Origin of the sequence: Beggiatoa alba B18LD, assembly GCF_000245015.1 — a bacterium.
Lineage (GTDB): Bacteria > Pseudomonadota > Gammaproteobacteria > Beggiatoales > Beggiatoaceae > Beggiatoa > Beggiatoa alba.
This window is the reverse complement of the sequence record NZ_JH600070.1, coordinates 2,543,588-2,557,567: the sequence shown is the minus strand read 5'-3', so window position 1 is coordinate 2,557,567 and position 13,980 is coordinate 2,543,588. Positions and strand designations below refer to the sequence as shown.

13 protein-coding genes and 1 pseudogene are annotated in these 13,980 nt (G+C 39.9%); 6 read left to right on the top strand and 8 right to left on the bottom strand.

From position 1 onward, the window contains the following. Nucleotides 1-20: 20 nt before the first annotated feature. Together rfaD and hldE are read right to left on the bottom strand one after the other, a co-directional pair. The gene (gene rfaD, locus BEGALDRAFT_RS10515; RefSeq protein WP_002689856.1) at nt 21-968 is read right to left on the bottom strand and encodes an ADP-glyceromanno-heptose 6-epimerase; all 948 of its coding nucleotides are present in this window, start codon (nt 966-968) and stop codon (nt 21-23) included. Between the two features lie 65 nt (nt 969-1,033). Beyond that, complete coding sequence (gene hldE, locus BEGALDRAFT_RS10510) at nt 1,034-2,446, bottom strand: bifunctional D-glycero-beta-D-manno-heptose-7-phosphate kinase/D-glycero-beta-D-manno-heptose 1-phosphate adenylyltransferase HldE (protein WP_002689855.1); 1,413 nt, start codon at nt 2,444-2,446, stop codon at nt 1,034-1,036. A gap of 142 nt (nt 2,447-2,588) precedes the next feature. On the opposite strand from hldE, the gene BEGALDRAFT_RS10505 reads away from it, so the two are divergent. The 4 genes from BEGALDRAFT_RS10505 (at nt 2,589) to BEGALDRAFT_RS10490 (ending at nt 5,806) form a co-directional block, all read left to right on the top strand. Beyond that, entirely contained in the window at nt 2,589-3,335 is a 747-nt protein-coding gene (locus BEGALDRAFT_RS10505; protein ID WP_232281983.1) for an alpha/beta hydrolase, read from the top strand. A 50-nt stretch (nt 3,336-3,385) separates the two neighbouring features. Further along, a complete protein-coding gene (gene galU, locus BEGALDRAFT_RS10500) occupies nt 3,386-4,282 on the top strand; it encodes a UTP--glucose-1-phosphate uridylyltransferase GalU (protein ID WP_002689852.1) in 897 nt (298 codons plus the stop codon). Nucleotides 4,283-4,449: 167 nt separating this feature from the next. After that, the gene (locus BEGALDRAFT_RS10495; RefSeq protein ID WP_002689849.1) at nt 4,450-5,169 is read left to right on the top strand and encodes a type II secretion system protein; all 720 of its coding nucleotides are present in this window, start codon (nt 4,450-4,452) and stop codon (nt 5,167-5,169) included. Next, complete coding sequence (locus tag BEGALDRAFT_RS10490) at nt 5,135-5,806, top strand: type II secretion system protein (protein ID WP_002689847.1); 672 nt, start codon at nt 5,135-5,137, stop codon at nt 5,804-5,806. The genes BEGALDRAFT_RS10495 and BEGALDRAFT_RS10490 overlap by 35 nt, the downstream gene beginning before the upstream one ends. A 12-nt stretch (nt 5,807-5,818) precedes the next feature. Here BEGALDRAFT_RS10490 and BEGALDRAFT_RS10485 read toward each other — a convergent pair whose 3' ends face one another. From BEGALDRAFT_RS10485 to BEGALDRAFT_RS10465, 5 genes are all read right to left on the bottom strand, one after another. Then, on the bottom strand, nt 5,819-6,232 hold the full coding sequence (locus tag BEGALDRAFT_RS10485; protein WP_002689845.1) for a response regulator: 414 nt from the start codon (nt 6,230-6,232) through the stop codon (nt 5,819-5,821). A 34-nt stretch (nt 6,233-6,266) separates the two neighbouring features. Next, entirely contained in the window at nt 6,267-8,054 is a 1,788-nt protein-coding gene (locus BEGALDRAFT_RS10480; protein ID WP_002689843.1) for a response regulator, read from the bottom strand. A gap of 71 nt (nt 8,055-8,125) precedes the next feature. Beyond that, entirely contained in the window at nt 8,126-8,470 is a 345-nt protein-coding gene (locus BEGALDRAFT_RS10475) for a slr1659 superfamily regulator (RefSeq protein WP_002689842.1), read from the bottom strand. 29 nt (nt 8,471-8,499) lie between these two features. Continuing rightward, on the bottom strand, nt 8,500-9,075 hold the full coding sequence (locus BEGALDRAFT_RS10470) for a DUF6272 family protein (protein WP_002689840.1): 576 nt from the start codon (nt 9,073-9,075) through the stop codon (nt 8,500-8,502). Between the two features lie 132 nt (nt 9,076-9,207). Beyond that, complete coding sequence (locus BEGALDRAFT_RS10465) at nt 9,208-10,791, bottom strand: right-handed parallel beta-helix repeat-containing protein (RefSeq protein ID WP_002689838.1); 1,584 nt, start codon at nt 10,789-10,791, stop codon at nt 9,208-9,210. A gap of 284 nt (nt 10,792-11,075) precedes the next feature. On the opposite strand from BEGALDRAFT_RS10465, the gene BEGALDRAFT_RS10460 reads away from it, so the two are divergent. Together BEGALDRAFT_RS10460 and BEGALDRAFT_RS10455 are read left to right on the top strand one after the other, a co-directional pair. Further along, the gene (locus tag BEGALDRAFT_RS10460; protein ID WP_002689830.1) at nt 11,076-12,305 is read left to right on the top strand and encodes an HD-GYP domain-containing protein; all 1,230 of its coding nucleotides are present in this window, start codon (nt 11,076-11,078) and stop codon (nt 12,303-12,305) included. A gap of 42 nt (nt 12,306-12,347) precedes the next feature. Further along, on the top strand, nt 12,348-13,010 hold the full coding sequence (locus BEGALDRAFT_RS10455) for an arylesterase (RefSeq protein WP_002689829.1): 663 nt from the start codon (nt 12,348-12,350) through the stop codon (nt 13,008-13,010). Nucleotides 13,011-13,289: 279 nt separating this feature from the next. On the opposite strand, the pseudogene BEGALDRAFT_RS10450 reads toward BEGALDRAFT_RS10455, so the two are convergent. Continuing rightward, nucleotides 13,290-13,980: pseudogene (locus BEGALDRAFT_RS10450) on the bottom strand (hypothetical protein); the annotation flags it as partial.

Here is a 13,980-nt window from a genome sequence, read left to right as displayed (position 1 = left end):
AAACAGACATTACCCGTTATTTATTGTCGGTTAAGCCAATCTAAATATAAACGCATGCCTTCTTCTACCGTTTTAAATGGATGGTTATAGCCTGCGTTACGTAACAGACTGATATCTGCTTGTGTAAAGCTTTGATAACGCCCGCGTAAATGTTGAGGGAAAGGAATGTATTCAAGTTGCCCGCGTCCATGCCATGCTAAAACAGCTTGAGCAACAGCGTTAAAACTTTGACTCCGTCCTGTCCCTACATTGAAAATACCTGATTTATCTTGATTTTCTAAGAACCATGCGCAAACATCCGCCACATCACCAACATAGACAAAATCGCGTTGTTGCTCGCCATTGCCATACCCATCACACCCTTCAAACAGACAAACCCGCCCTGTAGAAAGCAGTTGATTGTTTAAATGATAAGCAACGCTTGCCATGCTCGCTTTATGTTGTTCTTTAGGACCATACACATTAAAAAAACGCAGTCCTACAATTTGTGAAGGGCTATTTTTAATACGTGCGCGGACATAGTGGTCAAACAGAAACTTAGAGTACCCGTAAACATTTAAGGGCGACTCATAGCTAGGCTCTTCTTTAAACACTGTGCCACCACCATACACGGAAGCACTGGAGGCATAAATAAAAGGAATTTGTTGTGCAAGGCAGAAATGCAATAAGGTTTTAGAATAAGTGAAATTATTCTGCATCATATATTCGCCGTCCCATTCCGTTGTACTGGAACACGCGCCAAGATGAAACACTGCCTCGATGTGATTGCCTAAATGAACGTTATTTTGTACCCGCTCTAAAAAACTTTTTTTATCGCAAAAATCAGAGACTTGACAGTCAACTAAATTTTTAAATTTTTCCCCGTTTTTTAAATTATCAACAACGAGAATTTCTTGATAACCGCGTTGATTCAGGGTATTAATCAAATTACTGCCGATAAAGCCCGCGCCACCTGTGACGATAATCATATTATTCTTCATCCTCATGCGTGATGATTACTGAATTTTATTCCTGTTTTATGCCTGTTTTATGCCTATTGTTGCAGGGCTTGTAACGTTGCGGTTGTCGAGCAACCTTCTAAAAAACTGAGAATCTTAACCTCTCCACCCTGTTCTAATACACAACGACTCCCTGCAATTTGTGCAACAGTATAATCGCCACCTTTAACTAATACATCGGGCAAAAGCTGACAAATAAGTGTTTCTGGTGTGTCTTCACTAAAAGGAATAACCCAATCTACGCATTTTAACGCGCTTAAAACCGCTAACCGTTTTTCCAAGCTATTAATGGGACGGCTCGCCCCTTTTAAGCGTTTTACGGATGCATCATCATTAACAGCGACAATTAAACGGTCGCCTAATTGACGCGCTTGAGCCAAATATTGCACATGCCCTGCGTGCAAAATATCAAAACACCCATTAGTCATGACAATACGCTCCCCTTGAGCGCGAGCAATTTTGACAATCTTTTCTAACCCTTGCAAATCTTGAATGGCATGACCATGTGTTAAATGCAAGGCGTTTTCTAATTCTGCAACGCTCACCGTTGCCGCGCCTAATTTACTCACCACTAAGCCCGCCGCATGGTTTGCCAATGCGGTTGCTTGTGTTAATGCCAAGCCAGCCGCTAAACCAGCGGATAATACGCCAATCACAGTATCGCCTGCCCCTGTTACATCATACACATCACGGGCTTGTGCAGGTAAATGTAAGGCAGGTTCATGCGCTTGTAATAAGGTCATGCCTTTTTCACTGCGTGTGATTAATAACGCTTCTAAGCCCAAGTCTGCGCGTAAATTTTCCCCTCGCTCGACTAACGTTTGTTCATCCCGACAATGTCCGACAATGGTTTCAAATTCGGATAAATTCGGCGTAATCAACGTTGCATTACGATATTTATCAAAATCATTACCTTTAGGGTCAACTAAAACGGCTTTCCCTGCTTGGCGAGCGAGTTGGATTAAAATTTGTGGGTCAGTTAAAACCCCTTTACCATAATCAGATAAAACAAGGACATCAATACGCGCTAAATCAGTTTGTACCTGTTGTGGTAAAACCGCTGAAGCAGTTTCAAACGGTTCTTCAAAATCTAAACGGATTAATTGTTGATGACGGCTTAAAACCCGTAACTTAGTAATGGTTGGCACATGGGCTAAACGATGTAAATGACAAATCACTTTAGCCTGTTGCAACAACTGCGCGACGGTATCCGCTGCCACATCGTCGCCCGTCATGCCGATAAGCGTCGCCTCTGCTCCTAATGCACTAATATTTAAAGCGACATTTCCCGCACCACCTGCTTGCTCAGTCACTTGTTTAACATGCACAACAGGCACAGGGGCTTCAGGCGAAATACGAGAGGTTGAACCATGCCAATAACGGTCTAGCATCACATCGCCAACCACTAAGACACGTGCGCGGGAAAAATCAGGAATAGGAACAATCATGGGTTTTTTAGAGAAATAGTCGAAGAATCGGAGAAAAGGCTTATTATTCTAACAAAGTTCTGCTTTTGAAACAGGTGCGCCAAGTTGACAAATACGCCTGACTGTAAAGCCAATCTGCCCATTTGATAAATAAAAAATCATTATGATGCCCCATAATTACCCTTATTGTTTTTTCTACCTACTCTGTATAATTTGCTATCCCGCCATTACCTTTTCCCAAACGACGATGAATCCCAGAGATATTATTATTGAACCTGCTGAAAAAGCGACGGCTAGCGTTATTTGGCTACATGGTTTAGGGGCAAGTTCCCAAGATTTTGAGCCTGTCATCCCATATTTACCCAAAAGCCTATTAAAACATGCTCGGTTTATCTTCCCACAAGCTCCCAATCGTGAAATTACCATCAATATGGGCATGGTAATGCCTGCATGGTATGACATCATCGCCATGGATTTAACCTTTAATCAGGATGAGGAAGGGGTGCGCGATTCTGAACGGTTGTTACAAACATATATTGCAGAACAAATCAAACAAGGTATTGCCGTTGAACGCATTGTTATTGCAGGGTTTTCTCAAGGTGGCGCGATAGCGTTGCATACAGGGCTACGTTATCCGCAAAAATTAGCGGGCATTATGGCGTTATCCACCTATATTCCCTTAGCCCATACATTAGAAGAAGAAAGACAGGCGAGTAATAACACCACATCGATTTTTTATGGACACGGACAGTTTGATGGCGTGATTACCATTAAACAGGCTGAGTCTAGCTATAACCAATTAAAAAACCTTAACTATAAGGTTGAATGGCATACGTATAATATGGAGCATAGCCTCTGTATGGAAGAAATCACGGATATCGGTCAGTGGCTTTTGCAACGCCTTCCTTAGTGCGTTCATCTGCTTTTTATCCCCTTTTTTAGGTACTACAAGGATTTTTTATGTCAAAACTCAAAAAAACTGTTCGTAAAGCGGTATTTCCTGTTGCGGGTTTAGGAACACGCTTTTTACCTGCGACCAAAGCCAGTCCAAAAGAAATGTTGCCTATTGTGGATAAACCCTTGATTCAATATGCAGCAGAAGAAGCGGTAGCGGCAGGGATTGAGCAGTTAATTTTTGTGACCAGCGGCAGTAAACGGGCTATCGAAGACCATTTCGATAAAAATTCTGAATTAGAAGACCAGTTAGAACATTTAGGAAAATATGATTTATTAGCCTTAACAAAAAATGTTGTTCCCTCTGGTGTTTCATGTATTTACGTCCGTCAACCTGAAGCATTAGGCTTAGGTCATGCCGTCTTATGTGCAAAACCTGTCGTGGGTGATGAACCCTTTGCCGTTATTTTGGCAGACGATTTAATTGATGGTAAAGAAATCCCCTGCTTATCTCAAATGGTTGATATTTATGAGAAACAGCAATGCAGCGTGATTGCGGTTGAAGAAGTCGCCCGTTCTGAAACCAATAAATACGGGATTATTTCCCCAGAAGCGTTGTATGAAGGTTTATCACGGATTGTGAGCATTGTAGAAAAGCCTTCCCCCGAAAAAGCCCCTTCTAATCTAGCCGTCGTCGGACGTTATATTTTAAATCCGCGCATTTTCCATCATTTAGAAAACACCAAACGGGGCGCGGGCGGAGAAATTCAATTAACCGATGGAATTGCCGCGTTATTAAATGAAGAAAAAGCCCTTGCTTATCAATTCCAAGGCACTCGTTATGACTGTGGTAGTAAATTAGGCTATTTAATGGCAACCGTTGAATATGCGTTAAAACATCCGAATTTACATGAAGCCTTTAGAACTTATTTAACCAATATTGCTCGCACCCATTTAGGGTAAGCACATCATTTATTGTGAAGATGTCACTGTTTCATCTCACACAACACTTTAAAGAGACGCGCTGTTTTGCGTCTCTTGTCTTAAAATCAAAAAGCTATCCTGCTTTTTATCCCATTCGTGCGAATGCTGGCTATGCTTAATTAAAAAGCTAACGGATTATACGCACTATGATAAATCGTATCTTAACCTTGCATACACTAAAACAAAAAATACGCGGTTTTACTTTATTGGAACTCGCCATTTTTGTGTTAGCGTTAGCGTTATTGTTATCAAGTATTTTGATGCCCTTAGCCATGCAAGTAGAACAGCAATATCGAAATGAAACACGCACGCAGTTAGAGCAAATTCAATTAGCATTAATCGGTTATGTATTACTAAATGGTTATTTTCCCTGTTCAGACTCAGATTATCCGCCTGATGGGGTCGAAAATCGCCAAGTCAGTGGCAATTGTGTTGCGTTAGAAGGCTATTTACCTTATGCACAATTAGGAACGGTTGATAAAGATGCGTGGGGTCGTCCTTTTCGTTTTCGCACACGCAATCCTTATGTACAAACAACAGGAATGAACTGGGGTTCTGCAAGCGATATTGTGATTCGAACAGTCAGCGGGCAACAAGTGACAAATACCACAGATACAGATGTTTTAGCCTTGATTTTTTCTTGCGGACGCAATGGCAGACCTGACCCAACTTCTACTATCGTTTTACCACAATCTAATGATTCTGATGGGATAACGAATAGCGATAGCGTCTGTCGTAATGGTGGAAGCAATAATGACTATGTTGCGGATGCAATGACAGAAACATTTGACGATATCGTGGTTTGGATTTCTAAAAATACATTGGCATATCATGTTACCCAAGCAAAAATATATACAAATAACTAGATGTAATCATTCAGGATTCACCCTATTAGAATTAGCAATCGTCTTATTTATCGTCGCACTTTTAACGGGGGGGGTTTTAGTCCCTTTAGGTCAGCGCATGAATCAGCAATATTTGCAGAATACACAAGCCGTTTTAGAAGAAGCGAAAGAGGGCTTATTAGGTTACGCTGTTTTAAATGGACATTTCCCTTGCCCTGCTAATGATGAAAATGGTATTGCAGATGCGAGTTTGTGTAGTGCGAGTGAGACACAAGAGGGATTTATCCCTTGGTCTGATTTAGGCGTTGGGCGTTATGATGGCTGGGGGAATACCTTGCGGTATCGCGTGGATAAAGTTTTTACCACGGATGAAACTACGATTGTGAGTCAAAACTTTATCGGTTCTAGTAACTTAACCATTTATAATGTGGTGAATAATAAGATAGCAGGCGATAATAATACGATTGTTGCGGTTGTTTTTTCTGTGGGTAAAAATGGTATCGCAGATAAGACTAATGTCGTTGGTGGCACAAACGCGCATTATACCCAAGATGAACAAAACCCTGAGGCTGGGTTTGATGATCGATTAATTTGGATTTCTAATAATGTGCTTGCAAGTCGCTGGGTGATGAGTGGGCGAGCAACGGTTACACCATAGTTCACAAAGTATTTATTCAGAACGAGGACAACGTTGTATTGCCAGTTCTAAGGCTTGAACTAATAACTCTTTACGAACAGGTTTTGCAATATAATCGTCCATTCCTGCATTTAAACAGGCTTCTTTATCGCCCTTCATTGCGTTTGCAGTCATGGCAATAATCCACGGTGAGTGGGGTGGAGAAAACTCCATGCGAATATGGCGAGTTGCAGTTAATCCATCCATTTCGGGCATTTGAATATCCATTAAAACCACATTATAAAAGTGGTGGCGTAAGGTTTCTAATGCTTCTAGTCCATTATTGACAACGTCCGCATCGTATCCGAGTTTTTTCAACAATAATAAAGCTACTTTTTGATTGGTTGGATTATCTTCCACCAATAAGATACGTAAAGCAGTAGCATTTTTTGCTGTTGAGTCGTTCATTCTGAAATTGCTCGTTGCATAAGAATTTAGAATACTATTTCCGTTTGGGAACGTTCTGTAAAACAGCTTCTAGGGTTTCTTTACGAATGGGCTTACTGATATAGTCATTCATCCCCACAGCAATACACATTTCACGGTCGCCTTGCATTGCGTTTGCTGTCATGGCGATAATCCAAGGACGTTCAGCTTCTGAAAAGGTACTCACAATATGCTTAGTTGCGGTTAATCCATCCATTTCAGGCATTTGCACATCCATAAAGACGACATCATAATGTTGTTTTTTCAAATAAGTCAGCACTTCTATGCCATTATTGGCAATATCGACCTCACATCCCAATTTTTTCAACATTAATGTCGCTACTTTTTGATTGGTAATATTATCTTCTGCTAACAATGTGCGTAAATGCGAAAATGATTGAACAACTTGCGGTATTGGTACTGTTTTAGTCGACTGATGGATGGTAATAACGGTATTGTCTTCTTTAGGCAACAAGGCTTGTAACAGTAGCGAGTATAAACGTGCGGGCTTTAATGGCTTGGTTAATGTGCTATAGCTTTGACCTTCTTTACTGGGTAAATAAGCCGTTGCTAATACGATAATGGGGAAAGCAGAGCGTTGATAAATATGGCTGAGTTTTAATAACCGTGAAATTTCATCTTCATTTGGGAGATGAACATCTAAGACAACCGCGTGCCATTCCGTCTTATTTTTCAACAACTCATTAAATTGTTTACTTTCAGTAATTTCAATGGTTTCCATGCCCCATGCATGGGCTTGCTTACGAATGACTGAACAATTGCTAGGATATTGACTGCAAATAACTAAGGTTTTTCCCATTAAAGCAGGTTGAGTCGTCGTTAAATAGGGGTAGGGATTTTCACGTGCAGGTTGGACTTGCAAGGTAAAATGAAATGTAGAACCCACATTTTCCTGACTCTCTACCCATACATTTCCCCCCATTAGTAGGCTTAAACTTTTACTAATAGTTAATCCTAATCCTGTACCGCCATGCTTGCGGGTTGTAGAACTATCGATTTGGGTAAACGGTTGAAATAAACGATGTAAGCGCGATTCAGGAATACCAATACCAGAATCTTTAATGGCAAAGTGAATCGTTTCAGGTGGAGATAGACTTTCATCAGTAATTTTGCTGACGATAGTTGTGTGTGGAAAGTAAGGGGGAAAGCTCGGAGGCGTTTTATCCACAATGACTTTTACCTCGCCTTTTTCAGTAAATTTAACCGCATTACTGACCATATTCAGCAATATTTGCCGAATCCGAGTCACATCACCAATCACAACAGGATGGACATCATCACTCATCTCGTAAACAAGATTTAAATTTTTCGCAACGGCAACACTGGTGACTAACCCTAAGGTATTTTCTACACAAAGGCGCAAATCTAAAGAACGATATTCCAGTTCTAAGCGTCCCGCTTCAATTTTAGAAAAATCTAAAATATCGTTGATAAGAGTAAGGAGCGTTTCGCCACTGGTACGAATGGTACTGAGATAGTCTAATTGTTCGGCACTCAGCGGCGTATCTTGTAAAATCGCCGCCATGCCAATCACGGCATTTAAAGGCGTACGAATTTCATGGCTCATATTGGCAAGAAATTCAGATTTTGCCCGCGTGGCTTCTTCCGCAACTTCCCGTGCTGCTAATAACTCATTTTCGATAGCATCAGCATGTTCAGTCGTGGTTTCTAATAGAATTTCTAAATCGACTTTTTGCATCAGCAAATCAGCAATGCTATCACGCAAACGCTGTACTTCTGCTAACAAGTCTTCTCTGGTCCATTCGTCTATTGTTGTTGACATATCTATCAACTCACCCGATGTCAAATTGGTGAATCACGATAAAGCACATATGACGCGATTGATATGTTGCATTATTCCCATTCCATCAACAGGCTAGGCATTAAGCGTTGTAAATTTTTTAATGATTTACCCTGCCATGGAATTTTTTTCGATCCTAATAAAATGACCTGTATTTCTGGTTTTTGGCGCATTTTAATCATAAATTTAGACAAGACATTAATACCTGAGCTATTTAAAAACTCTAAATGTCTTAAATTTAAGGTAATGCTAGGCGGATTCTGTTCTGCGACTGCATCTAATAACTGTACAACAGGTGCGTATTCTTCCATCCCACTCAAGCGGAAAGAACCCTGACAGGTAATTGTTGAATTAGCACTGTCATACTCAACGCTATAATCGCCAGTTTTAATATCCATAAATTCTGTAAACTCCTCAAACACGTTGTTCAGACCACCAACTCAGCCATCGTTGTTACCGTAACAATTTTTGGCTTATCATCAGTTGTCTCAAATTTCCAGCCTAAGGTCGCCCCATAATCATTCATCATGGTTAATAAACCTAATCCTGATGCATCTGTATCGCTTTCTGCATTTTTCTCTAAGCGAGAGATATACAACTCTTGAGGGTCAGTAGTCAGCATTTCTTGAATATAACGTTGAAAAGCTTCTTGTGCTTCAGGGTGAATACTATTCGTTACATAAAACAGAATACGCTCACTATGTAGTTGTAATTTAATACTAATCGGATGATTGGTACTGTCATTATTAAACTTCATAGCATTTTCTAATAACTCGTTAGCAATGTAACCAACCGCCCCACGAATATCAGTTTGTCGCTCTAATGTCGTTGGATCTTCATCACTAATAGGAAAAAATGTTGTTAAATAATCTGCTAAAAAATCCGCAGATAACCCATTATTTCGCCAACGCTGTTTTAATGGTATTGAACTTGGTGAAAATCCAAGAATCAAATACTCTTCACTGCTTTGGTTTTCTATAAAATTCCCAAAGATTTGCCTCATATCCACGAATCCCCTTTCATGAGAATGATGGTCTTACTTCAATATGGTCGTTACTTACTATAAAATATAAGTTAATGATTTCAGTAAATCTATTTATTTTACTTAACATCATAACACAATCCCAACTTTTCACTAATGAAACCACGCACGCCAACCCGTAGGCGCATTTTCAACTTGCCAACTATTGCCGACAATACTATTCGTCGCTGTGCTGGCATTTTCTAAGGGTTGGTTTTGATAATGGCGAATCATATTGTCATAAATATCATTAAATGCGCTGGCACTGTCTAACAAAATGCCTGAATAATGATTGCCATCAATCACATTCCCAGCCACAATATTTTCAATGGCAGGTATAAAATCTAAGACGGGATTTGCAATGGCTTGTTTAGCAATTTCAGGTTCTGCACTGGCATTGCCAAGTAAGATACCAAAAAAGTGAAAACGACTATTTTGCCCCTGATTATTATTCATCAAGGTATTGAATAGAATTAAATTACGTATGCCTGTCCGCACTATTTTAATGCCATCTCCTGCGCTTTCCCGAATATTATTCCATATCACTAAATTTTGCGCGGCATTGTCTAATGAAATAGCAGGTAACTTCGATACAGAAGAACCATCCGCTAATTTTCCAAATGACCAGACAAAGTCTTGTTTTAAACTGTCATCTGTCTGACGTGACCGAAAACCATTTCGGACTAACGTATTTTCCTGAATAATATTATTGACACTGCCAAAATCTAAACATAATCCCTCTTTATCATTATTTTTTATATAGTTATGCTGAATAATATTCCCATATCCACCATCACTATAAATACCTTGCGCTCTATTTCCAATAATTTGATTATATTCAATAATAATTGCATGTGGTGCAGAGACAGGGGGATAAATTGGCTCTGCTAATTCATGCAACGTTAACCCTAAACTGGCTGATAAGGCTTGAACATCGGTTAATAACACAGCCGCTCCCGTATTATCAGGATTTTGCCCGTCGCGAATCTCGCTGTGCGATAACAATACATGATGTGTATCACCCTGTAATAAAATCCCACCAACTTGAGCCTGTTTAATCTGCAACTGGGTCAATGTCAGCCATGCACTCTCTTGTATAACAATGGCGCGTGTTGGCGTATCAATCACAATATTATCTAACTGCACTTGTTGCGCCTGTTTAAGCTGAATAGCGACGTGACCGCCGACAATTCGTAACTGGCTTAATTGCACCTGCTTAACCCCATTTAAAACGATACTACTTTGTAAAGTGGGGTCTATGGCTTTTAATAGCGCGTTATTTCCAATAATCCAAGTTTCCGATGGCACTTGTAACGGTTCATCTACCGTAATGAATGGCGCAGTGAAAATAACTTTATGCGCCCCTTTCAACTTCGCCAATAAAGAATTTAAACGGCTTGTCCTTATTTCTGCAAAATAAACTGTCGGTATTTCTTCTGCCCAATGAATTGCTTTCGCGGTGAAATCTCGACGCAATGCTTGTTCATACATCACAGGCGACTCAACCATTGCAAAGGGAATCGAAACTGCCTCGGCACGCTGCAATACTTTTGCCGTTCTTAAGATTTTTTGTATCGGATCATGAGGAGGAACACGCAATAAAGGCGGTAAGCGATAAGTTTGTAAAAAATTCTCTGCAAATCCACCTGTAGAAAAAGTCATTAAAAATGACACTAATATTATTTTAATCAATTGCATATGTGCACTTCAGCAATAGCATAGGTTGCGTAATATACTAAAAAGTAGCGTATTTTACGTGAATTCATAAGTAATGCCTATTCAGTATCAATACATATAATTTCACTGATGATTCTTTCCTTAAACGACAGAGATTCAATTCTTACAAATAATAGTTAAATATATGAAATTATTTATAATAAATACTCATCTGCTAACGCTATACAGTTAATAACAATGCTAATCTTGCTAGAATTAGCAATAAGTAAAATACATAACTCTCCAATGAGATGCTGGAGAAAAAAATGACAATTAAAATTAAATTAAGAGAAGTAATTTACGCGCTTGCAGACGCTTTAGACCTTGTTGGCATTGATGAAGTGGAACATGGAAAACGTGTGGGCTATATGGCAGTTGAATGCGCAAAACAAATTGGGTTAGAACAAGGTGAACTAGATACCCTGTTTCATGCCGCTTTACTCCACGACTGTGGCGTATCCTCCAGCAACTCACTACAACATCTTATACAAGATATTGATTGGAAAAATGTAGATGAACACTGTCGACGCGGAAGCGAACTTTTACAAGGAGTTGAACCGCTTAGCCATTTAACCCCTGTTATCCGTCACCATCACACCCACTGGGACAGACTACAACAAACCCACTATATCACCGCTAACACCGCCCAACTCAGCAACCTTATTTTTTTAATGGACAGAGTTGATGCCATTGCCGTTGCACACTACGGCAAAGACATTCTTGCAAAAAAAGACACCATACAAAATATTATCTGTAAATACAAAGGTACACTCTTTGCGCCTGAACTTATTGACCTATTTATGAGTGTCTCCGCAAAAGAAGCTTTTTGGATAACCCTAGAAACTCGCCACTTGTATCGCTATTTAAGAGAAAAGGAAGTTACACAAGATACTATTACCATAGACTTTCAAGAGCTAAAACAAATCGCGGGGATTTTTGCCAATATCGTTGATGCAAAAAGTAGCTACACCCATGAACACTCCTTAGGCGTTGCCCAACTTGCCCGCCTACTTGCCTACAAATGCCATCTACCGTTTGCCGTCTGTGAAAAAGTAGAAGTTGCAGGCTTACTGCACGATTTGGGTAAACTACAAGTGCCTGATGCAATTTTAGAAAAACCGGGAAAATTAACCCCTGAAGAGCGCACCGTTATCAGTCGCCACAGTTTTGAAACCTATCAAATTCTAAAAAAGATTACAGGACTCGAAGAAATTGCCGAATGGGCAGGGTTTCACCATGAAACACCAGGCGGACATGGCTACCCTTTTCAATTACGTGATAAAGAACTCTGTTTAGAAGCGCGAATTATTGGTGTTGCTGATGTTTTCCAAGCACTTGCACAAAAACGCCCCTATCGTGAACCACTGTCGATACAAGATATTTTAAAAATATTGCGCGAATTTGCAAAAGAAGGGCGATTAGATGGAAATCTAGTGAATCTCGTTGCCGAAAATTTAGAAGAATGTTGGTATGCTGCCCGCTGTTACGACCGATAAAATACAATAAAATAAATTTATTAAGAAACCATAAGAGAACAAATGATGTTTATTTCACGACCCAATAACCTACCTATAAAACATTTTATTTTTATCTTATTTACAGGACTAATTCTATTAGGATTACAAGCTTGTAGTAGCGAAAGTGTTCCCCCCTTATCAAAATTAAAAGAAGATGCAATTATTCTCGCTTTTGGTGACAGCCTAACCTTTGGAACAGGCGCGAAAAGTGAGACAGAAAGCTACCCTGTTATCCTTGCACAACGGATTAATCGCCAAGTGATTAACGCAGGCATTTCTGGTGAAACAACCTCAGGCGGTTTAGAACGCCTTCCCCAAGTTCTCAAAGAATATCAACCACAACTAATGATATTATGCCTCGGTGGTAACGATATGCTTCGCAGAATGAGCACTCGCGTTACCCACGATAACCTGCGCAAAATGATACAAATCGCAAAAGAACAACATATCGAAGTTGTCTTGCTCGGTGTTCCAGAACCTAGTGTTTTTCTCTCTGCTGCTGATTTTTATAGCGATTTAGCCAAAGAGTTTAATATCCCTTATGAAGGCGACATTATCAGCGAAATTCTGTCCGATAACTCACTCAAAAGCGACACCATCCACCCAAACGCACAAGGCTATCAACAAATGGCTGAAGCCATTGAAACACTCTTAATCAAAGCTAATGCCATTGAAAAACGTTAAAAATAACCTGCTAAGTTTTCAAAACCTCGCAGGTCTTTTTTTGTCTGAATCAGAATTTTCAGAATTAGCAGAATTAAAAACAATTAAAAACATAATTTTTTTATTCTTTTAATTTTCTTGTCTTTTTAATTCTGAAAATTCTGATTCAGACAAACTGTTGTCTTTTTAAAAGAAACTCTCCGAACACAGGTTAATATAGCCTCAATATTCAACTCATCCATAAAAAAAGCACCTTCCCCCAAACTCCAAAAGAAAGAAGGTGCAAACGGGCTAAACGAATTAATCGGCTAACTTATACTGACCATTGTCTTTTTTCACTAAATACCCCTGCTCGGCAAGCGTCGATAAATAATCCTTTGCTACCACAGACCCCATGTTGAACCGCTTTTGTAATTGCGATAAATTCGGCGCACATTCCCCGCTCAATATCGCTTCTGTCACATCCTTAAAACGACTGTTCATCCCTTCCGCCGTCCCTGTATCATAACGTCCTAATCTTGGCTGATTTTCTTCCGCTTCATTGACTTTGACACGGTAAAATCCCTTTTTCTTCTCGTTTTTCTCTCCTTGATTTATCGAGAGAATCGCGACCACTAACGCGGCAAATGTGCCTAATACTTCCGTCGCTATTGCGGTAAAGGTGAGAATGGCCCGTTTTACCGCATCCCCTGCCATATTGATTTGTTTTCCTATCGCGGTGAATGTTGGGTTTATCGTTTCTATAACCGTGCTTTCTCCTTGTTGAACCGTTGCGAGTTGATTTAATAATTTTTCCCGATGGCTCATTAATCCCTGATATTGTTCATAGTTCGCCAGTTGTGCAAGATAGGGTTGCATTTCCGCTTCTAAGTTTTTTATCTGATTGCAGTAATCTATGGCGCGACTTTTAAAGCTTGTGCCGTTTTTATCGCGTTTCGGCGTGCAATCAGGGTCTGCATAAACTGACATTTCTTGTTTTAATTGTGCTAAA